This is a genomic window from Anaerosacchariphilus polymeriproducens (assembly GCF_003363435.1).
Taxonomy (GTDB): domain Bacteria; phylum Bacillota; class Clostridia; order Lachnospirales; family Lachnospiraceae; genus Anaerosacchariphilus; species Anaerosacchariphilus polymeriproducens.
This window is the reverse complement of sequence record NZ_QRCT01000045.1, coordinates 1-21,611: the sequence shown is the minus strand read 5'-3', so window position 1 is coordinate 21,611 and position 21,611 is coordinate 1. Positions and strand designations below refer to the sequence as shown.

17 protein-coding genes and 1 tRNA gene are annotated in these 21,611 nt (G+C 33.9%); 14 read left to right on the top strand and 4 right to left on the bottom strand.

What is annotated here, in order from left to right:
• Position 1: 1 nt before the first annotated feature.
• The 5 genes from DWV06_RS12685 to DWV06_RS12665 are packed head-to-tail and all read left to right on the top strand — an operon-like array spanning position 2 to position 4,790.
• Positions 2 to 508 carry an adenylyl-sulfate kinase gene (locus tag DWV06_RS12685; RefSeq protein WP_115482560.1) on the top strand — a complete coding sequence of 169 codons (507 nt, stop codon included), beginning with the start codon at positions 2 to 4 and terminating at the stop codon, positions 506 to 508.
• The gene (locus DWV06_RS12680; protein ID WP_193726025.1) at positions 498 to 1,589 is read left to right on the top strand and encodes a sulfate adenylyltransferase; all 1,092 of its coding nucleotides are present in this window, start codon (positions 498 to 500) and stop codon (positions 1,587 to 1,589) included. Before DWV06_RS12685 ends, DWV06_RS12680 begins: the two co-directional genes overlap by 11 nt.
• The gene (locus DWV06_RS12675; protein ID WP_115482559.1) at positions 1,586 to 2,545 is read left to right on the top strand and encodes a pyruvate kinase; all 960 of its coding nucleotides are present in this window, start codon (positions 1,586 to 1,588) and stop codon (positions 2,543 to 2,545) included. Before DWV06_RS12680 ends, DWV06_RS12675 begins: the two co-directional genes overlap by 4 nt.
• A gap of 22 nt (positions 2,546 to 2,567) precedes the next feature.
• Entirely contained in the window at positions 2,568 to 4,277 is a 1,710-nt protein-coding gene (locus tag DWV06_RS12670; protein ID WP_162300630.1) for a motility associated factor glycosyltransferase family protein, read from the top strand.
• A gap of 39 nt (positions 4,278 to 4,316) precedes the next feature.
• Complete coding sequence (locus DWV06_RS12665) at positions 4,317 to 4,790, top strand: MarR family winged helix-turn-helix transcriptional regulator (protein WP_115482608.1); 474 nt, start codon at positions 4,317 to 4,319, stop codon at positions 4,788 to 4,790.
• Here the strand turns inward: DWV06_RS12665 and DWV06_RS12660 are convergent.
• From DWV06_RS12660 to DWV06_RS12650, 3 genes are all read right to left on the bottom strand, one after another.
• Positions 4,781 to 6,526 carry a DUF885 domain-containing protein gene (locus DWV06_RS12660; RefSeq protein WP_115482557.1) on the bottom strand — a complete coding sequence of 582 codons (1,746 nt, stop codon included), beginning with the start codon at positions 6,524 to 6,526 and terminating at the stop codon, positions 4,781 to 4,783. The genes DWV06_RS12665 and DWV06_RS12660 overlap by 10 nt on opposite strands.
• Positions 6,527 to 6,604: 78 nt before the next feature.
• Positions 6,605 to 7,774, bottom strand: a complete 1,170-nt coding sequence (locus DWV06_RS12655; RefSeq protein ID WP_115482556.1) for an MFS transporter — start codon at positions 7,772 to 7,774, stop codon at positions 6,605 to 6,607.
• 188 nt (positions 7,775 to 7,962) lie between these two features.
• Complete coding sequence (locus DWV06_RS12650; protein WP_115482555.1) at positions 7,963 to 8,907, bottom strand: AEC family transporter; 945 nt, start codon at positions 8,905 to 8,907, stop codon at positions 7,963 to 7,965.
• A 740-nt stretch (positions 8,908 to 9,647) separates the two neighbouring features.
• Here DWV06_RS12650 and DWV06_RS12645 point away from each other — a divergent pair.
• The 3 genes from DWV06_RS12645 (at position 9,648) to DWV06_RS12635 (ending at position 13,624) form a co-directional block, all read left to right on the top strand.
• Positions 9,648 to 10,847, top strand: coding sequence for a DUF6070 family protein (locus tag DWV06_RS12645; RefSeq protein WP_115482554.1), 1,200 nt, complete (start codon positions 9,648 to 9,650; stop codon positions 10,845 to 10,847).
• Positions 10,848 to 10,902: 55 nt separating this feature from the next.
• Positions 10,903 to 12,156 carry a DUF6070 family protein gene (locus DWV06_RS12640; RefSeq protein ID WP_115482553.1) on the top strand — a complete coding sequence of 418 codons (1,254 nt, stop codon included), beginning with the start codon at positions 10,903 to 10,905 and terminating at the stop codon, positions 12,154 to 12,156.
• 76 nt (positions 12,157 to 12,232) lie between these two features.
• The gene (locus tag DWV06_RS12635) at positions 12,233 to 13,624 is read left to right on the top strand and encodes a carbon starvation CstA family protein (RefSeq protein ID WP_115482552.1); all 1,392 of its coding nucleotides are present in this window, start codon (positions 12,233 to 12,235) and stop codon (positions 13,622 to 13,624) included.
• Between the two features lie 95 nt (positions 13,625 to 13,719).
• On the opposite strand, the gene DWV06_RS12630 is transcribed toward DWV06_RS12635, so the two are convergent.
• Positions 13,720 to 14,181, bottom strand: a complete 462-nt coding sequence (locus DWV06_RS12630) for a hypothetical protein (protein WP_115482551.1) — start codon at positions 14,179 to 14,181, stop codon at positions 13,720 to 13,722.
• 234 nt (positions 14,182 to 14,415) lie between these two features.
• Here DWV06_RS12630 and DWV06_RS12625 point away from each other — a divergent pair, with 234 nt between their 5' ends.
• The 6 genes from DWV06_RS12625 to DWV06_RS12600 form a co-directional block, all read left to right on the top strand.
• Positions 14,416 to 15,516 carry an HD-GYP domain-containing protein gene (locus DWV06_RS12625; RefSeq protein ID WP_115482550.1) on the top strand — a complete coding sequence of 367 codons (1,101 nt, stop codon included), beginning with the start codon at positions 14,416 to 14,418 and terminating at the stop codon, positions 15,514 to 15,516.
• A gap of 1 nt (position 15,517) precedes the next feature.
• The gene (locus DWV06_RS12620; protein ID WP_115482549.1) at positions 15,518 to 16,276 is read left to right on the top strand and encodes a YlmH family RNA-binding protein; all 759 of its coding nucleotides are present in this window, start codon (positions 15,518 to 15,520) and stop codon (positions 16,274 to 16,276) included.
• Positions 16,277 to 16,320: 44 nt separating this feature from the next.
• A tRNA-Pro gene (locus tag DWV06_RS12615) sits at positions 16,321 to 16,395 on the top strand.
• 183 nt (positions 16,396 to 16,578) lie between these two features.
• A complete protein-coding gene (locus DWV06_RS12610; protein WP_193726024.1) occupies positions 16,579 to 17,130 on the top strand; it encodes a biotin transporter BioY in 552 nt (183 codons plus the stop codon).
• A 617-nt stretch (positions 17,131 to 17,747) separates the two neighbouring features.
• Positions 17,748 to 19,850, top strand: coding sequence for an Ig-like domain-containing protein (locus DWV06_RS12605; RefSeq protein WP_115482547.1), 2,103 nt, complete (start codon positions 17,748 to 17,750; stop codon positions 19,848 to 19,850).
• Between the two features lie 116 nt (positions 19,851 to 19,966).
• On the top strand, positions 19,967 to 21,611 hold a 1,645-nt coding region (locus DWV06_RS12600), incomplete at its 3' end, for a hypothetical protein (RefSeq protein ID WP_147289859.1).

The window sequence follows — 21,611 nt, the reverse complement described above, 5'->3', positions numbered from 1 at the left end:
TATGATAATTTGGTTGATGGGCATATCAGGAGCAGGAAAGACTACCATTGGATTAAAACTTCAAGAATTTTTTAATCAAAAACAAAAGAAAAATTATCTTGTTGATGGTGATGAGATTAGGAATTTATTTGAGAATGATTTAGGATATTCAACGGAAGATAGAAAAGCAAATGTAAAAAGAATTATTATGGGAGCTTATATTCTGGATAGGAATGACATTATTGGAATTATATGCAATATATCTCCTTTTGAAGAATTAAGAGAACTAGCAAGAAAAAAAATTGAGGGATATAATGAAATTTATCTAAAGAAAGACCTCAAAGTCAGTATAGAAAAAGATGTTAAAAATGTCTATCAGCAAAATCTGGGAAAGACGGAGATTGTAGGTGTAAATATAGGTTTTGATGAGCCAAAACATAGTGATTTGATTTTAGAAGTTGACAAGATGACAGAAGAGGAAACATTTAAAAGAGTTGTACAATATATAGAAGAAAGGTATGGTATCTGATAGTATGCATAAATATCAAATTGATGAAGAAACTTTACAAGACGTTATAAATATTGAGACTGGTATTTTATATCCATTAAGAGGATTTATGGGAAAAGAAGATTATCAAAGTGTAGTAGAAAATTATTGTTTGTCTGATGGAGAGGTTTTTACACTTCCAATTACTTTCGATGTAGTAGAAGAGTTTTATAACAAGTTAGAGAGTGGAAGTCAGATTGCATTAATTTGGGAGGGCAGAACAGCTGCTACACTTTTAGTCGAAGATAAGTTTCAAATTACAGAAGAGGATCTTTTCAAAATATTCAAAACTACAGATGATAAACATCCAGGTGTTTTGAAGGAGAAAAAAAGAAGTAGATATAGAGTAGGCGGGTTAACCAAAATTGTAGATATGTCTTTCATTGAAAATGCTCTAAATCCTGTTGAGACAGAACGCATTTTTAGAGAAAAAAAATGGAAAACAATTGTTGGATTTCAAACAAGGAACCCTATACATAAAGCACATGAGCATCTACAACGTATAGGTTTAGAAATTTGTGATGGTTTATTTATAAACCCTATTACTGGTTGGAAGAAAAAAGGTGATTTTACAGAAGAAGCTGTTATGGCAGCTTATAATAAAATGATTGAGCTTTTTTACCCTAAAGACAGAGTTTATCTAGCAGGACTAAAAACTCAGATGCGTTATGCAGGACCAAGAGAAGCTGTCTTTCATGCAATCATTAGAAGAAATCTGGGCTGTACTCATTTTATTATTGGCAGGGATCATGCAGGAGTAGGCAATTATTACGATGCTTATGATGCTCATAAATTAGCCAGTCAATTAGAACAAAGATATAATCTCGGAATCGAATTGTTATTGCTGCATGAACCATATTATTGTAAAAAATGTGGTCAAATTGTTACGGATAAAAACTGTTCCCATTATGCAACGGATCGAGTAGAAATCAGTGGGACAATTATAAGAGAATACATTGCAAAAGGTTCTATCCCGAATGAAATAATGTTAAGAGATGAAATATTTAATGAAATTTTGTCAGTTAAGCAAATTTTTATCGGAGAAAAGGAGACGCAAAAATGAAACGTTTTATATTAACTGTTGGACCATCTTTAATGAATACTGTTAAGTTGAATGAGATTCATAATGAAAAATATATTTATCGAATAAACGGAGCTCATGGTTCAGTCAGAGATATTGAAGAATACATTTTAGAAATTAGAAGACAAGTACCTGGCGCTGATATTTTAATGGACTTGCCCGGAAATAAGGTCCGTACAAAAGATATTGAGATACCTATTACATTAGAAAAAGGAAAAGAGTTTGAAATACCTTGTAATAACTTTAACTATCAAGAATTTTATAAACATTTGGAACCAGGCATGACAGCATGGGCAAACGACAGCACTTTTGAATTTGAGGTAAAAAAAACAGACCCTGAAAAAATAACATTTTTATCTAAGTCAGAAGGAGCTCTAATCAGTAACAAAGGTGTTCATATCCGGGGAATACATGATGATATTCCATTTTTATTTGAAAAAGACAGATCTTTAATAGACTTAGCAAACCAATATCATTTGTCGTTTGTTGGTTTGTCGTTTGTACGGAAACCGGAAAATATTATAGAAGTGAAAAACATACTAGATAGCAATGTAGAAATAATCTCAAAAGTAGAGACCCTGGAGGCAGTAGAGAATTTAAATGAAATTTTACAGGAAGTAAAATATATTTTGGTAGACAGAGGGGATTTATCGACAGATATTGGGATAGAGAAAATACCAAGATACCAAAAATTTATTATACAAAAAGCTCTATATTATGGTGTGAATGTATTTTTGGCAACGCAGGTCTTAAAGAATATGGAAGAAAAACCAATTCCTACAATTGCAGAGATAGATGATTTATATCAGATTTATACATCAGGTGTTTATGGAGTACAAATGTCTGAGGAAACTGCAGTAGGTAAGTATATAAAAGAGTGTATCAACATATTAGAAAAAATGTGTGATGAAGTTGAAAAAGAAACTCTGGTATTGTGAAAATAAGAATCAGGAGATTAAGATGGCAAAGGATAAAGAAAATAAAATTGCACAATATAACGAAATATTTCTTAAAAATATTTTGCAGATTAGATTATGCTCAGATGCAGTATATTATTGTCGAGTCCAAGATATAAGAAGAATTGAAGATGGATTGTGTGACATCATTATATTAAAAACTAAAGAAATTTTTGAAAAAGCTATGGAAAATTTAGAGTTTTATAATGCAGATTATGATATCTTAAATACAAAAGAACTTTCTTTCATGATAGCAGATTTGAAAGAAACTATTGATAATCAGGATTATGTCTATTTTGCTGATATTTTAGAACTCCAAATCATACCGATTCTGGTCAATATGCAAAGTATCTTAAGAAATGTAGTTACTATTTATGGAGATGACAATAATTATTTTAAGCATAATATAAATTTACTTGAAAAGAGAGATCCACAACTGGCTCAAAAGATAAAAGATTACAATTTCAACAATCAGGAATTGTATGTATTGGAATATACAAATATTGGAACGATTACTCTTAGTATTAAAGAATGTAATGAAATATATGGAATCCATACAATAAATAATCCATTTGAAGATGGTAGAGTATTTGCAAAACGGTACTATACGCCGGATATTAAAAATTATGTGATTTATGGATTTGGTTTAGGCTACCATGTAATGATGTTAAGTAAAGAATCTAGTAATGCCAAAATAGAGGTTTACGAATCAAATCTTGATATATTATATTTGGCATTTTCCTATATGGATTTATCGGAAGTTTTAGAAAATCCTAAGATAAATTTATGTTATGATTCAAATTTTAGTTTATTTGGAGAACAATTAAATACAACTGCACTTAATATGCAAGAAAAAAGAGTTATCATATTCTATCCGTCTATACGGACGATTCCTTTTCCAACAATTAAAGTTTTAATGGAAAACGTAATTTGTCAGGAAAATATTCAGGAGCAAGCATATGCTCTGCTTAAGGATAACTTTAATCATAATAGTAAGCATTATGATGATGTAGTAGATAAATTAGAACAAAATTTTCATGGTAAAGATGTTTATATTGTTGCTGCCGGTCCATCTCTAGATAAAAATGTGAATATGTTGAAAAATATTAATAATGATTCCAGTATTATATTAGCAACAGGAACGGTATATAAGAAACTTTTAGCACAAGATATTACGCCGGATTATGTTATAGTATTGGATCCGAATGAGACAGTTTATAAACAGATCTCAGGAGTGGAAGCAAGTACGGTTCCGATGATTTTTTTATCGACAGCTTATAAAGGATTTTCCAAGAATTATAAAGGGTATAAATATATTGTACTCCAAGAAGAATTTGGTCTATCAGAAGAATTAGCTGAAAAGTTAGGAACTAAGGTTTACAAAACCGGAGGCTCTGTCAGCACTATTGCATTAGAAGTTTCTATCAGATTAGGCGCAAAGAGAGTAGTTTTCCTCGGATTAGATTTAGCTTATACTGATAATTTTGGACATGCATCAGGCACCTCTCAAAGAGGAAAAAAAGAACATTCAGAATATATCAGGGTTAAGTCCGTAGATGGGGGAACAGTATTATCGAGTAAGGTTTTTTGTGAGTTCCGGCATTGGATTGAAGAAAGGATAAAAAGAGAAAAAAGCTGTGAATTTATCGATGCTACTGAAGGTGGAGCTTATATTGAGGGCACAAAAATTATGCATATGGAGGAGCTACTTTAGAAATTCTATAACTTGTCTCTTTATCAGATTTATTGTATAATGTTGATTAGTGAAGGAAACGGCGGTGATAATGTGGATGTTTATAATACTTTTCATGAAATATTAGTAAATCTTTTTAATGATATTATGGCAATTGAAGAAAAAGCCATCATCACAGAAGAATTCAAAGATATTTCAAATAATGATATGCACGTTATCGAAGCGATTGGCCTGGATTGCGCGCGCAATATGTCAGCGGTAGCGAAAGATTTATCGGTAACGGTAGGTACTTTGACGATTGCAATCAATAATCTTGTGAAAAAAGGTTATGTGGAACGCATGCGTAGTGAGAAAGATCGAAGAGTTGTTTTGATTTCTTTATCTTTAAAAGGTGAGAAAGCATTCCGACACCATCAAGATTTTCACGAAAAAATGATAAGAGCGACTGTTGAAGGTATGACAGAAGAGGAAGCTCAAATTTTGGTTCGTGCCTTAACAAATTTGAATAATTTTTTTAAAGAATATCAGGATTGACTTTTTTGAGAGTCAATCCATTTTTGCATATATTTTTCAATAACAGTAAATGGTGCCGGACCAAATTCTACAAGAAATTCATGAAATTTTTTTAAATTAAAATCATCACCTAAAGCATCTTTTGCAATGTCTCTTAATGAGAGAAATTCCAGATAACCGACATAATATCTCAAATAATAAGCTGGATTTGCGGCAACGGTATTATAGGTATTTACGACTGCTCTTATATCATCGATTCCAAAATCGGCCATAAACCTCTGCGTGTCTTTGATAGACCATCCCTCAAAATGAATTCCTATATCTAAAGTAGAATATAAACTTAATAAGATGGAACGATCCATTTGTAATAAATCTGCCAAATCTTGATCAATTCCAGCCAAAGAATAGGAGTACATCTCTACATAGGTGGCCCATCCTTCAGAAAACCCACAGTAATCTGTAATACATAAAAGTGGATTATTTGAAGTTTCTGTAGACATTACGTTTTGGTAAAGATGTCCGGGATATCCCTCATGTGCTAAAGTTGTAAACAACTCTAAGTCATTTGTTAGACTGCTTTTATTAATATATATAAAATTTTCATTTGGGTTATCAATAGGCGGTTGTAAATAAAAAGCAGGCCCTATTACATCTTTCAAGGAAGAGTGTACATATTTAATGGAATAATTTACATTAATAGGTGAAGGAAAATCCTTTTTACACTTTTCTTTTAAGTATTCGACAATATGTTCCGGAGAAGAGATTTCTAAACTGAGTGAGGCCTTAGAAAGTATGGCAGGACTTTTATTGATTATTTTAATCGAATCATGTAGGTCTTGCATACGTTGCTTTTCAATAAGAGAAGTGATTTCTTTCATTGATCTTGAGGAACCGGTATTGTATTTCACTAAATACTCATAGAATTCTTTACCTTTTGGGAAATAGCACAGTCCCTGTTTATTAACACCGGTGTCTTTTATTAATTCTAATCCTGTGATTAAAGCTTTATATCCAGGAATTATATGCTTTTCTATGGCTTTCTTATTTTGAGCGATATACTTTCTCCGTTTTCTGGAAGATAAATTTGTCTTATTTACTCTATCTTCAAAAGTATCAATCAAATAATTGGCGGAAGGATCTTTTATAAAATCAGAACATTGATTTATTATTTTTTCTGCAGAGGAAGGAGACATAAAAAGTCCAGCCTTTGATTTTTGTTTTTCAAAATTCAAAACGTCTTTTAAGTACTCATCGACCAAACAAAGCAGCGATAAATACTCTTTTATATCTTTTTCATTATCAATCCTGTATTCAGCAAGAAGAATAGGAAGTTGGGAATGTACACCTGTATACATATTTAGAGGTTCTGAATATAGATACAACTGTTTAGAAGATAATTCTGTCGAGAAATAGTTGTTTAAAATATCGTAGGTTATTTTTTGATTTGTATTTAGAGAATCGTATGGAAATGATTCCAGAACAGCCTGATAGTTTTCGAGGGCTGCAGCAGAATCTTGAAAGGTTTCTTTTGAATAATTGTTTAAGGTAATAGGGTATTTTTTTATACCATAAGAGGATGGATTTTTGAGTGTATAATGAAGATTAATTGTATTGCTCGTGATTTCAGAACGAAAAATATCATTTAAATAATTATTAAAAGACGAAACAGTGGAACTCTTTTTTTTATTACATCCAAAAACAAGAAACATAAGACATATTATAAAAATAAAAGAAGAGACAATGGCATTTCGTTTCATAAAGACATTCCTCTAATCATGACTATTATGATTTACTTTATGCCATTGTCAACCATGTTATTCTCAAGGTGTTAAACTTTAATTAACATCTTCTGTATATATGAGTACAAATAATGTTCCAATACAGGAAACTATGGTTCCTACCAAAAGCATTGTAAAAATACCAAAACGATCAAGTAGTGCGCCCCCTGCAAGATTTGCAAATACAGCGGCAACACAGGCAGCCATGGCAGCGTAACCCTGGCCCTTGACTTTGTCTTCTGGCTTCATCAATTTGTTTGTATAGTATACGATAGCAGGAGTGTATAGAGCATAACTTAAAAACTGTATAGACTGAGCGAAAAATATAGTAGCTATATTTGGAGCTAAAATTATTATAAATGTTTTAACAGTAAAGAAGATTCCTGAAATTTTTAAAATAGTACTGCACTTTATTTTTTTTAGCAAATAAAAAAATGAGGCCATTACAGGAAGTTCCATTGCTGCAGAGATACTTAGTGAAATTCCAAGGTGGCTGCTGTTACCGCCAAGGTTTCGTATAATATTGATAAAGTAAGTGTTTAATATGGTATGGTAAAAAAACAGACATACGATACCAATTAATAAAAAGGAAAAGCGCCGGTATGTATTAATAAAATAAAATAATCCACCGCTAGTATTTGTGAAAGAACAGTTTTGAACTATTTTGGCAGGTGATTGGAAGGTAAACATAACAACTGCCAATAAAAAAAACACAAATATGAAGATTGGAAGTAGTATTTGAGCTCCGGTTCGCTCAATCAGTATACCAAGACTAATCGATGCTGCAGCGTAAAAAATAGAGCCAATTCCACGGGCCAGTCCATAGTCGATATAACAGTTTGCATTACAGTATTCGATACATACGGAACTCATTAAAGGAATGACTAATAAGACAAGAGCTATCATAATACTATACAGTCCACCCACAGCCCAGACGATATCAGGTAAAAAGATTAAAATAACACCAAGACTGGAAGCTATGAAAGCGAATAAACTGGTTAAAGTTTTTAAAGATATTTTTGAGGTCTTGTCTGCAAAGGAGCCTATAACAGGTTGCAAAAATACAGATAAAATATTTCCAAAAGCCAATACGACTCCAACTTGTGTATTATCGAAATTCATATTTAGTAAATAGACTGTTGCAAAACCATACAGAGTACAATTTGAAAACCAGTAAAGACTGTGAGAAAGTTGGTAACGGATATTTAGTGCTTTTTGATGATTCATTTGTAGTTTCCTTTCGTACTAAAAATTTGTAAATTATTTAATTCAAACAAACAAAATAAGTATAGCATGCTAGATTTCTATGCACCATTAGAAAACATACTTTTTAAAAAAATGAAAAGGCTGATAAAAAGAGGGGAAAATTAATTAACGACAGAAATTTTAAAAAAAAATCGTGAGATTTTGCTAATTTATATAAAACCGTTACTTTTTAATAGAAATATCCATAGAGTTAAAGAAAGGGAAGAAAATAAAGTTGCAAGCACCACAATATTAGATGTTAGTATGTAATCATTGCCCATATTTTTTGCCATAATATAGCAGGTCACTGCTGTAGGTGAACCAAGCATGACCAAAATAGATACTAATTCACAATCGCGGAATCCCAATGCAAGTGTAAAAGGAAAGAACAATGCAGGTATTCCAATCAACTTGATAAAGGTAGCGGTCAATGCAGGTTTGATTTTAGCAATGGCTTGTTTTCCTTCGAATCCGGCACCAATAACCATGAGTGCAATTGGTGTTGCAGTATCCGCGATACATGAGATGAATTTCATAGGTATTGTAGGAATTGGTATTTTAAGAATTGCAAAAATTGAACCAATAAATATAGATATAATAATGGGATTTATCAATACATTTATAAATGCTTCTCTAATTCGGGATATAGTATTATCACAAGTATTAGAACAAAATGTCAAAATAATAACAGAGTATATATTATATAATGGTACTGCTGCCATTATCATAAGAGCGGCCAATTCTGTATTTCCATAAATGTTTTCGACAAAGGCAATTCCTAAAACGGCTGCACTTCCCCGCGTAGAAGCTTGTGTAAAAGCTCCTACCATGGATTTATCTTTCATAAAAAGTGATGTAAAAAACCAAACCCCGAGAAACATGATGGTTGTACTTATTAAGCAGTATAATACAAATTTTAATCGAAATACATCTTGTATGTTGGCGGTTGCAATATCTTTAAATAAAAGAAGTGGTAGTGCTGCTTTAAAAATATATTTGTCAGCGGATTTTGTAAATTCAGTGGAAAATATTCCTGCTTTTTTTAGGAACCAGCCGAAAAAAATGATTAGAAAAATGGGTATCGTAATGGTTAAACTAAAAATAAAATCGCTCATTAAGTTCTCCTTATTTATAATTGTCAGAGCTATTATATCACAAATATATATTTATGCAATAGACATGTAGATGTTATTCTAATAGATATTATTACATTGTTTTAATAATATGAATAATCTTTAAAGGGATGTAAGCGTTGGAAATATTCCCATAAAATGTTTTGCTCCAACGGTTATGCCAAACATTTCAATGAGCCTTGTGTAAAACGAATATCAGGAGTGCCTTCTATTCGTTTTAAGTCTCATTTCCATGGCATAAGAGTTTGCACAAAATATTTTATGGGAATATTTACGGAAGGTTATGGCTCCGGTTTGTTTTTTGTTAGGTTGAATTTACTGGAAATTAAGTTTGAAGGGTTTGTGTGAATTTCCAGATATGTATTTTGTATTTTAGGGAGCACTTAGATTTTGTTATAATATTTTATATTGTGAGAAATTTTTTTTTATAACTCAGTTATATTATTGGAATATTTTGCCTTGGAAGTGGTTGACAAATTTGTTATAATATAGACAAAGGAATAAGGGACAAGAGGAGAGTCTGATTTAAAATGAAACTTACGAGCATTTAATGTTTAATAAATGATAGATGAAAATCTTGCATAACTGTTCCTAACAGGGATGCATTTTTTTATGAAAGATTTTAGTTTGTAAATTTTTTCTTGAAAGAAAAGGGATAAAAGAGAGGATTAATAGGAATGCATATCTAAACTTTAATGAATTAATTAATGGGGGTGTTCTAAATGAAAAGAAGTAAATTATTGATAACAATGGTCATGATCTCATTTGGAATTTCTGGATGCAATATTGATAAATCTATCATTCTAAAGGATGCAAATGAAACGGTACAGAATATAAAAGATGCGGAAAAAGAGATTTTTAAGGATTCAAAAAAAATAGCCGAGTTTTACCGGGAGATTTATGAGCATGCGCTCAATGAGGAAAACCAATTAAACTTAGATACTGTGAAAAGTATTGTTAAATTACTAGGGGAAGCCGGATATGCAGCTGTGGATAATGAAAACCAAGTTGACATGGTGAACCCTAATAAAGTAAAACAGTTTGCAGAAAAGGTTGAAAATAAGGAAGAAGCGGAAATTACAATTATTTGTGTGTTGTACAACGGCGGTTTTGTTCGTTATGACTTAAATACTAAAGAAGGTAAGGTGGAAGTAATAAGAACTTCCATTACATGGAAAGATAAAATGCCAGAAGTAAACTATAGAGAAGAGTATTTTGCACATACTTGGGTCTATTCTGAGGAAGGATATTTGTTTTTTGAACAATATCATATGCCAGGATTTGACGGTCCTTCCGGTCATACTGCAATTCGGGTGAAAGCACTGGATGAAAGAAGTCGGGAATTAAATCGAAAATATCTTATACCAATAGGGTATAATTTGAATAATATGTTTACTACAGATTGGAGTGAGGGAGATTATAAGCAGTTAAATTTTTATGATTTATATGAAAGGATGTATCAGTTAAAATATGGAAAGCCTGTTAGTGATAAATCGGAACATGAGGGAAAATCTTATGAAATTCCAAAAACAGAATTTCAAGACGTGTTTCAGTCATACTTTAAAATAAATAGTCAAATTCTACAGCAGAAGACAGTTTATCATGCTGGCAGTAAAACTTATCAATACAGACCAAGAGGAATGTTTGATTTTGCTCCCACTCCGAATATCCCTTATCCAGAGGTGGTCTCTTATAATGAGGAACAAGATGGAACAATTATGCTTACTGTAAATGCTGTTTGGCCGGAAGAGAATCTGGCAAAGGCTTTCAGCCATGTGGTAGTTATAAGACCGTTGACAGATGGAAGATTTCAATATGTATCGAATCATGTAATTCACTCAAAAGAAAATATGGAGCCAACATGGTATAGAGACAGGCTTACAGATGAGGAGTGGGCGAATTATTATGGAGCGGCAGAATAATGGTAATTATGTTATTTACATTTCATATTATACCAAAGAATAGAGGTGATTTTGTATGAATCCAAAAAAAATCGTGTTGTTATTGATGTCAGTAGTAGTCTGTACTTTTTTATTTGTAGCTTGCAAACAGGGAAAAGGGCTGGAAGAAAAAGAACTTTTGGCTGTAGAAAAACAGAAAAAGGATAAGGGAAGCAAAAGAGAAGTGGATGTGAAGGAAAAGGGATATGATCTTCCTGTTAATGATGAGGATAGAATAGAATCAGAAACAGACTGTAAAATGGTCATGAATAGAATTAAAAAAATTTATGAGAAGGCTGATAAGGGAGAGGCTGCAAATGTAGCTATTTCAAACAAAACTGCAGAGAAAATGCAGAATGTGGTGGAGACAATTGGTTATCCTGTTACAATAAATGGATTTCATTACAATATGTGTAATTATGAGAAAATGGAAGCCTTTTTGATAGATTCTTTGGAAGGAAAAAAGGGAGAAATTATTCTATATGAGATTTATTTTGGAGGTAATATCTGCAGAAGGAAATTTATTTATGATGGATCAGATATGTATGTACTGGATACAGGAACCTCTTGGAATGAAAAAAATGAGCCAACGATTTCGGCCACCTCTTATAACAAAATAAAAAATTGGAAATATACAGAAAAAGGATGGTTTATTTTTGAATATTGTGTGCCAGAGCCTCCGGAGGTTTCAGAGGTAATAAACGGAAATGTTATGGTTCGGGTAAAACCATTAAACGAAGAATTTAATAGGATTGCTGAGAAGTGTTTGTGTGATCTAGGATATCAGGGAAATAATCTTCTATGTTCTAATTGGGATGCCAATCATATGGAGGATTTAGATTATAATGGTCTGTTCCAATATTTATATTTTATAAAGCATAAGAAGCAATTTGATTCTGAGCAGTATTCCAAGGGTATTCCAAAAGAGGAATTTGAAAGTCTGATGAAAGAATTTCTTCCTGTTACAGCAGAGGAACTACAGCAATATGCTGTTTTTGATCCTAAAAGTCAGACCTATAGTTGGACAATACTTGGATGTCGTAATTATTCCCCTAATGCATTTGGTACCTCTGCACCAGAGGTAACGGATATAAAAGAGAATGTGGATAAAACTGTAACTTTAACTATAGATGTAGTTTGTGAGATGGCCGGTAGTGATGCAGTTATGAGTCACCAACTCACAGTACAGTTCTTAGAAGATGGTGGCATACGATACTTGAAAAATGAGATTTTAAATGATGGGCTGGCTAAAATTCCGGCATACCAATATCGATTTAAACGGGGGAAGTAGTAAATTGAGAAACTGAATGGCAGAATAGTAGAAATCAAACGGCTGTTTTCATTTATCAGATTGGAGGAGGAGTATTATGTTTTCATTTGTTTTAAGTTTGATGGGGTTAGTTTTAGGATATGTATTTTATTCAAAATTTGTTGAAAAAGTATTTGGAGCCGATGATTCAATGGAAACTCCGGCGATAAGATTGAAGGATGGAGTAGATTTTGTTCCTTTACCGACTTGGAAAATCTTTTTGATACAATTTCTAAATATTGCTGGATTAGGGCCCATTTTTGGAGCTATAGCGGGGGCGCTGTGGGGGCCGGTCTCTTTTTTATGGATTGTACTGGGGACGATTTTTGCAGGGGGCGTACATGATTATTTTTCGGGAATGTTATCGCTAAGAAATGACGGGGCAAGTATTCCGGAGGTTGTTGGAAAGTACTTAGGAAAAGGGCTGCAGAACTTTATGCGTATATTTAGTGTTATTGTACTAGTTTTGGTTGGTGTCGTTTTTATTGCAGGGCCGGCAGGATTGTTACAAGGGATAACTCCAATTAGTAAATCTGTTTGGATTTATATTATTTTTGCCTATTATTTAATTGCAACTCTAGTTCCTATTGATAAATTAATCGGTAAAGTTTATCCGATTTTTGGATTCATTCTATTTATTATGGCATTTGGTGTAATTTGTGGAATCATCTTTGGTGGATATGAAATACCAGAAATACAATTAGTAAATATGCATCCTGAAGGGCTGCCTATTTGGCCTCTTTTATTTATTACAATCGCATGTGGGGCTATTTCAGGTTTCCATTCTACACAATCACCAATTATGGCACGTTGTATCAAATCAGAGAAACAAGGGAGACGAATATTTTATGGAGCTATGGTTGCCGAAGGTATTGTTGCTTTAATTTGGGCTGCTGCTTCAATGTCCTTTTTTGGTTCCATTAATGCGTTAGGAGAAGCAATGTCTGCCAATGGCGGAGCTGCTTATGTAGTAAACATAATTTCCAACACCCTGCTTGGTAAAATTGGTGGTGTTTTAGCCATTTTGGGTGTAGTAGCCTGTCCGATTACTTCCGGAGATACGGCATTTAGGTCAGCACGTTTAACGATAGCCGATGCGTTAAGATTAAAGCAGGGGCCGATCCTAAATCGTTTTAAAATTTCAATACCGTTGTTTGTTATTGGGTTTGTTTTAACACGTATTGACTTTTCAATTATATGGAGGTATTTTGCATGGTCTAACCAAACATTAGCTATGATTGTACTTTGGACTGCTGCAGCATTTCTAGCTTTCAACAAACGTAATCATTGGATTGCTACGATACCTGCGGTTTTTATGTCCGCAGTAATATCTGTTTATATCATGGTTGCACCTGAAGGATTTCAGTGGTCTAAAATGATTGCCTACCCTCTGGGAATTGGAATTGCAATTCTATTTTTTATATTATTTATGAGATACATAAAACATTAAAATTGACACACTAATAGGTGCTGTTGCACCCTGACTCAATTCGTCAGTTTTGCAACAACACCTAGGTGATATATATGAATAAATTTAATATATAATTAATTCGGCATATTCTCAAACTCATAGAAACTATTTTCATATATGTCTATGATTCCCTGTGCGATTCCTACCATTTTCATTAATTTTTCATCATCAGGAAAATACTCCATAGTGTAATCATGAATAACGTTATAGTTGTGAATTCTAATATTTTTCAAATTATATTCTTTTTGGATTGCTTTGAATGCATCCGAAAAATCTTCTAATGCATTTTTTAACGCTTTTTCTGGATTTTTAAATATTAACTTACGGTTCTTATTAAATCCTAAGTCATAAACTCCATCTGCATTAAGTTCTTTTGTTTTATCTTCAAAAATAGTATCTTCAAAAATATTTCTAGTAGAATTTTCTACTACAAGTCTATATGGTTCTTCTAACTTATCATGATATATTCGATAACTTAAATATCCTGATAAAGATAAAATTGTAATTAATAATACAATAATAAACTTTTTTTTCAATATAATTCACCTCTATTTATTATGGTTTGGTAATTCATTAAATTATTTCTATTTTATCATAGCTGTCAACTATTAAAAAAAATAAAAATAGTATGAGTCTGTTTCTTCATCATAACTGTGATTAATACTTTTGTTACAATTTGTTGTAACTCAAGTAAGCATATGTTGAGTTTTTTCGGAATTTGGCTTATAATAGAATATAGTAAGAATTTACAAATAGAAAGGGTGTAAAGTTTGCTTTTTATCAAGATGGAAGATTTGAAAGTAGGAATGCGATTAGCAAAACCCATTTTTAACAAAAATGGTGTATTACTTTATGACCGAGACACAAAAATTACGGCACAGGGGATAACCAGTATTAAAAATTTTGGATTGCTAGGCCTATATATTTTAGAACCTGCAGAACCTTTGCCGCCGTTGTCAGAGGAAGAAAGAGAGTTTGAAAGATTTCAGACCATGTCTGTATTCTCTCTGAAAAATGACTTGAAATTTTTGATACAGAACAAAAAGACTAAGAATCTTAAAGGTCTTGCTGAAGATATTATCAAGAAATATGGAAGCCTGAAAGATAAGATAAACTTTATTCAGGATATAAGAAGCACTGAAGATTATTTATTTAAACATTCTCTTAATGTTGCAATGCTGTCGGCATTAATTTCAAAAAAGCTGAAAATAGATCAGCCAAGAACATTGGATATTGTTTTAACAGCATTGGTGCATGATGTTTCACATCTAAAATTGAAGCCGAATTTAATGAATAAATTCGAAGGTTTTGATGAGAAAGAATTGGAAGAAGTCAGAAAAAGTCGTACAGAGGCTATCAATAGTGTAGAAGTTAATAAGGAAACTTCCGTTAAAGTTACAAAATTATTAACACAGATTCATCGCGGTCTAGATGAGTTATATAACACAAAAACGAATGTATTTCCCAGAATTTCAGTAGACGCAAGTATTGTCCTAACTGCTGAAGCTTATGACCGTCTTACGACTATGAGATTAAACAAAAATCCAATTTCAGAAATTAGTGCAATTCGGATGTTAATGTCTATGCCCAAAGCTTTTTCAGAACAAGTAGTCAAGGCATTGATTGACAGTATTTATATACTGCCGCCGGGGTTATGTGTAGAATTGTCAAATGGAGAAAAAGGTTTGGTAATTAACGAAAATTCTGAAGATATACAACGTCCGATGGTATTAGGATTTAAAGATAATCAAATATATGATTTAGGGAATAATAAAGTTTTTAAGCAGATTCAAATTGCTGATGTTATGAAAACGATGGATAATCGCTTTGTTATAGATCGAAAACTATTAGAAGAATTCAGGCGGATTTAAAATGCAGAAAGTAGAACAGCTTAAGAAACGTTTTGTTGAGTTAGCAGATAAAGCTTATACACAAAATTTATATACATATACTGGATTTTTAAATATGATGGAACAGGATATCTTTTATCAAGTGTTACCATTGATACCGCATGTTCCCTATCAATTATTTGGAGGAGAAGATTTTTGTGAACGTCAGATGATTGGTTTTGGATCATGCGCACTTTTTGGATATCAGGGAGAATTTCCGATTTCTTGTCTTCATGTTTATCCGGTCTCATTTAAATATGCAGATATGTTGGCTCATAGAGATTTTTTGGGTGCACTTTTAAATTTAGGAATTGAAAGAAGTACTATAGGTGATATTTTTGTAAAAAATAAAGAAGCTTATCTCTATTGTCAAAAAAATATGTCGGATTATATTATAACTAATCTTGACCGCATCCATCATACATCTGTAAAAGTAGAAATGGTAGAAACAGAATTGACAAATGATTGGAAACCTGTTCTAAAAAGTGAAAGTATGCCGGTCAGTTCATTTCGCCTTGATGTTGTGATTGCAGCTGTTTATCATTTATCAAGAAAACAAAGTTTAGAATATTTGCAGGAAAAGAAAATATTTGTAAATGGCAGATGTATTCAAAATCCAAGTCATATTTTACAGGAAGGAGATTTAATTTCAGTAAGAGGACAAGGACGTTTCTGGTTTCGAAAAATAGGAGGAGAGACAAAGAAAGGAAAATTTTTTTTAACAATTGAAAAGTATAGGTAGCCAAATTAGAAATTTTATGGTAATATATTTTGTGGTAAAAGAAACGGGATGTGGCTCAGTTTGGCTAGAGCGCGTCGTTCGGGACGACGAGGCCGCAGGTTCGAATCCTGTCATCCCGATTAATAATGTTATAAAAGTGTCTGTCGCACTAACGATTGAAAAGTCGTTGGTGTGGCAGCATTTTTTTTGCATTTTTAACGTTTTGGTATCTGCACCATATTAAAGTAATACTAAATTGTCCATATAAGCATACAGTATAAAGAATATTAAAAATTTTATTTATGAAAGGAGTTTTTATGGTGATGGAATCAAAAAAATCTAAGTTCAAAACCCTGAATCTCGTCTATATAGCATTGTTCAGTGTTTTGATTACTATTTGTTCCTGGATTTATGTTCCTACAGTTGTGCCGTTTACACTTCAAACATTTGCAATTTTTTGTGCTTTATGCTTGCTGGGAGGGAAACTTGGTACTTGCTCTATCATAGTATATATACTTCTGGGGGTTGTTGGAATACCAGTGTTTGCAGGGTTTAATGGAGGGGTTGGTGCTCTTCTGGGAGCGACCGGTGGTTATATAATTGGTTTTATTTTCATGGGTCTGATATATTGGTTGATTACTGGAATATTCGGAAATAAGACATATATATCTTTTATTGCTATGATTCTTGGATTAGCAGTATGCTATGCAATAGGAACAGCGTGGTTTATGTTTGTTTACATACAAAAATCAGGTTCTATCAGTCTTTTATCGGTACTTGGTTTATGCGTGTTTCCTTTTATTATTCCGGATATGATTAAGATGATCCTGGCTGTTTTCTTAGCGAAGAAGCTGGCATGTTGTGTTAAGGTATAAACTCAATGTTATTTAGTTAAGTTCAATGGTTAGATTCCTGTATGGGGTCTAACCATATTTTTGTACTTATATATAGTGTTTCCTTTATATTGGGTATTTATATTTAGTAGACATGCGATGGTGAAATAGTTGTAAGTGTTGAAAATATTCCCATAAAATGCTTTGCTCCAACGGTTATGCCGGACATTACAATGAGCCTTAAGCAAAACGAATAGCAGGAGAGCCTGCTATTCGTTTTAAGTCTCATTTCCATGGCATAAGAGTTTACACAAATCATTTTATGGGAATATTGACGGAAGGTTACGGCTTCCGTTTTAAGTGAATATAATAAAGAGAAAATATATGAAAAGTCAAATGAATTATTAGACAACTTAATCGTTTCGCTGGAATATTTTGTCTTGGAAGTAGATAACAAGTTTGTTATAATATAGACGAGGGAATGAGGGACAAGGGGAGAGTCTGTTTAAATATGAAACTTCCGAATATTTAATGCTAAAATAAATGATGATGAAAGCCTTGCATAACTGTTCCTAACAGGGATGCATTTTTTTATGAGAAGATTTCAGGTTGTAAATTATTTCTTGAAAGAAAAGGAATGAAGGAGAGGATAAATAGGAATGCAGAAAGAAAGGGTAATTATGGTAAGACAAAGACAAGTAAAATACATACGGAGTTTCCTGATATTAGCAGTTGCATTGCTGATGTTGGTCGGGATGAAGAAAACGGTTTTCGCAGAGACCGCGACCTTGACCATTGATGGAACCAGCGTAAATCCATACGTTTCCTCCAGTGGGAAAGGAAGTTCGGGAGGTACTTGGAATTTTGCTCCTGCAAATGGAATAAGGAATGCTACGCTGACTTTGAATAATTATCAAGGAAAGGAGATTGATTATAGCTACGCTCCTGGAGATTTTGATATTGTATTGGTTGGAAATAACGTGATTACTAGTAATACGAATACAACAGGTTTTGGGATTTACTATAAATCTGATGGAATCTATACGTTTACAATCAAAGGTTCTGGAAGATTAACAATTAATTCGTTATGTGAAGGAATTTTATTTAACAGTAAATATAATACCACTGATAAAGGAGCTAAGTTAATATTTAACGCCAATATTACCATGTATTGCGCTGGTGGAGGACTTCATTCTCAAGGAAAGGCTTATATAAACAGTGGAACACTAAATATAGTAGCAAATAATTTTAATGCTGTCATTATGAATCAATTTATTCAAAATGGTGGAAACGTGACCGTAACAGGAAAAGGAGCATATAGTGCGGGGGTTTACTTAGCAGGGGAGAATTCCCGGTTTGAAGCCAATGGTGGAACTTTAACGGTAAATTCTGTTATGCGGGCCATTGAAGCGTATAAGGGTGATCTATATTTTAACGAGGGAAGTCACGTGACAGCGATAAGCACAGGTAAGAGCAAGGATAGTCTTTATTCTTTTTATGGGCAGATTCATTTTAATGGGGGAGAGGTAAAAGCCTATGCAAAAGCATCTAATGCCTTTAGTTCAAGAAAGAATGCTCAAAATCAGTTTGTATATTTTGGAGATCTTAATCCGGGTCGGCAGATGGCCTACTTTGAAGGACAGGATCTAAATAGTTTAACTCGAGTGAACAGCTTATCCATAGTTGGAAATGAATCTATATCTGGATATAGTAAAGCGGATGCCATTTACATTTTACCCAAATGGAAAGCATTGGTAACTACCAGTCAAAAGAAGGCAGCGATCAAGCTGACGAATCTGACACCGAAGTATGGAAGTGATTCAGCTAATTCCGTTACAGGAATTAAAGGGGAAACAGTCAAGGTAAGTGTTCGTTGTGCTAAAGGGAAAAAGCTGTCAGCGCTTTATTATTATAAAGCGAAGGCTCCAAGTAAGAAGACTTCAATTGATTTAAACAAAAAAATGTTTCCCATGCCAGACTATGACGTTGTTGTGGCAGCCAAAGTAAGGGATACGGTCAAGGTATCCAAAATCAAACTGAATAAAACAAAAGCCACGATTCGAAAAGGAAAGAACTTTACGTTACGGACTTCGATTCGACCAAGTAATGCGGATAATAAAGGAGTGACTTATAAAAGCTCCAATCAAAGAGTGGCAACGGTCAGTCAAAGTGGTGTGATTACAGCGAAACGATATGGGACGACTACGATAACCGTTATTTCCAAAGATGGAAGCAGGAAGAGAGCGACTTGTAGGATAACAGTAGGTTATCAGATTGATTACAAATTAAATGGAGGAAGGAATCGGAAATCCAATCCATCTACTTATTATAAGAAAAAGATTACGTTAAAGGATCCAATTCGTAGAGGCTACCTGTTCAAAGGATGGTATACGAATAGACGGATGACCAAGAAGGTAACTGCTATTTCTAAAAGAAGCAAAAAGAATTATACGTTATATGCGAAGTGGAGGAAGGTCAAGAAGCCGGCTGCATCGAAGGTGACAAAAGTTGTAAAAGTCACAGGAGACAAACTTGAAGTGACTTTAAAGAAACAAAAGAACACCGATGGATTTCAGATTTCTTATGCGACCAATGCGACATTTACGGAACAGGTTAAGAATGTTTCCACAAGAAAGCTTATGAAAACCCTAAAAGGGTGTAAGAAGGGAAGTACCTATTATATTCGTGTGAGAGCGTATCAGAAAGATTCTGCAGGTAAAAAAGTCTATGGTGCTTATAGCAGGGTGAAGCAGGTGAAATAGTTACGGAAGGTTTTGAGCAATGTCTAGTTTCGAATGGAGTAATTATAAATATTATAAGTAAAAGAAGAAAAATAAATTTTTAAAGAACAATATCTACAAAGGAGAGATGAGTCATTATGAGAAAGTTATATAAAAGGCTGTTATCAATGGCAGTTGCGATACTGGTGCTATTTCAAAGTGTCTCCATGTATTCACTGGAAGTTTATGCGGATCAGACAGAGGATGAGGATCAAGGAGAGATCCGGATTGAGGAGTTAACGAAAACACCGGATACCGTATGGAGCAATCAGGATGTTATCATTACAGGAAAGATAAAAGGCGGGAAGTCTTCACAAGATACTCCTTATCGGTATAAGTACACGAATAATAAAGACATGTATCGATTTTTTTATAAACATGATACGTATGAAGAAAGTGGTCATGTGATTGCTGAAAATGCCGAAGATCAAACGATTCACATTCCGATCTACAGTAGTACCGAAGCGACCTATTACATCTGGGCGTATGATGGAAAAAAGAATAAATCTGATTTAAAGGTCATTGAAGTGAAAGTTGATCAAGAGGCTCCTACGGTAGAGTCGATTCACAGTAATGCGGATGCAGACCCCACCGGGAAAGATGTGACTATTAGTGGGAAGGCATCGGATGCTCACTCTGGTTCCGGATTGAAGGAAATACGGTATGGGGTTCGATCAACAACATTTGAGCAAGATACTTTTGAGACAAAAGCAGATAAAGTTTATACTGCCTCTGTAGAAGAGGATGGAAGTTATTCTTTTGTCTTGGATGAGACTGTAAATGGGGAGTTATATGTCTGGGCTTATGACCAAGCAGGGAATAAGACGGTCACACCTCAGATGATACGGGTAAACGTGGATAAAACTCCTCCTATTATCAACAAGATCACAGACACAGCCAAAGGCAGCTGGACAAATGGAGGGAATAAGCAGACCACAGGCTGGGGTAAGGATAAGGTAACGGTTACGATTGATGCGGACTTAGATCCTAAAATTGATGCGGATGGTAATCATATCGTAACTAAAATTCATTATGGAACCTCAGAGAATTTAACGGCGGCACAAGTTATTGATAAACCTGTCAATGGTCAGTTTACGTTTGAGGTGCCGGCAGGGAAAGAGGGCGTGGATGAGACTTATTACATTTGGGCTCAAAATCGTATTGATTGTATCACAAAGACCCCTATCCCCTACAAGATCCAAATCGACCCCCACCCCCCGGAAATCGTATCGTATGAGTTCTCCCCCCTCCACGACAATCTTGCGTCCAAGTTCATCCGCTGGCTGACCGGCGGTATCTTCTGCAAGGAAGGGGTCAAGGTGACGGTAACGGCCACCGACGAAGATCAGGACAATGATGACGTGGTAAGCTCCGGGATGGAGTCCATCACCCTTTATGGAGATGACAAAGGACAAAGCGGCGTGTCTGTAATCGGCGAAGCTACCGGAGACAGTCTCGTGAAACAAAAGAACGGCACTGTAAAGGCTACGTTTAACATTGAGGGAAAAGAAGGCGAAGTGTACCGGAAAGTCCTTTCTGCGAAAGCAAAGGACGTCGCAGGGAATGAATCTTCTGTGACCAAGCCAAGTGACATCGATGAAGAAAAGGGCGATGAGATCGTAGTGGAGAAGACCAGCCCAACGATTCAGATCGAAAAGAAAAAAACAGGCGCTTACAAAGAAGTAGGGACCGGAGATATTTATTATCATGGAGAAGCGAGCTTCAACCTTTCTATTTCCGATT

Coding starts and splice junctions, on each gene's coding strand:
- DWV06_RS12635 (WP_115482552.1), top strand. CDS start 12,233: ATGTTTTCATTTGTTTTAAGTTTGATGGGGTTAGTTTTAGGATATGTA.
- DWV06_RS12675 (WP_115482559.1), top strand. CDS start 1,586: ATGAAACGTTTTATATTAACTGTTGGACCATCTTTAATGAATACTGTT.
- DWV06_RS12685 (WP_115482560.1), top strand. CDS start 2: ATGATAATTTGGTTGATGGGCATATCAGGAGCAGGAAAGACTACCATT.
- DWV06_RS12670 (WP_162300630.1), top strand. CDS start 2,568: ATGGCAAAGGATAAAGAAAATAAAATTGCACAATATAACGAAATATTT.
- DWV06_RS12680 (WP_193726025.1), top strand. CDS start 498: ATGGTATCTGATAGTATGCATAAATATCAAATTGATGAAGAAACTTTA.
- DWV06_RS12655 (WP_115482556.1), bottom strand. CDS start 7,774: ATGAATCATCAAAAAGCACTAAATATCCGTTACCAACTTTCTCACAGT.
- DWV06_RS12665 (WP_115482608.1), top strand. CDS start 4,317: ATGTTGATTAGTGAAGGAAACGGCGGTGATAATGTGGATGTTTATAAT.
- DWV06_RS12645 (WP_115482554.1), top strand. CDS start 9,648: ATGAAAAGAAGTAAATTATTGATAACAATGGTCATGATCTCATTTGGA.
- DWV06_RS12650 (WP_115482555.1), bottom strand. CDS start 8,907: ATGAGCGATTTTATTTTTAGTTTAACCATTACGATACCCATTTTTCTA.
- DWV06_RS12610 (WP_193726024.1), top strand. CDS start 16,579: ATGGAATCAAAAAAATCTAAGTTCAAAACCCTGAATCTCGTCTATATA.
- DWV06_RS12605 (WP_115482547.1), top strand. CDS start 17,748: ATGCAGAAAGAAAGGGTAATTATGGTAAGACAAAGACAAGTAAAATAC.
- DWV06_RS12640 (WP_115482553.1), top strand. CDS start 10,903: ATGAATCCAAAAAAAATCGTGTTGTTATTGATGTCAGTAGTAGTCTGT.
- DWV06_RS12620 (WP_115482549.1), top strand. CDS start 15,518: ATGCAGAAAGTAGAACAGCTTAAGAAACGTTTTGTTGAGTTAGCAGAT.
- DWV06_RS12660 (WP_115482557.1), bottom strand. CDS start 6,526: ATGAAACGAAATGCCATTGTCTCTTCTTTTATTTTTATAATATGTCTT.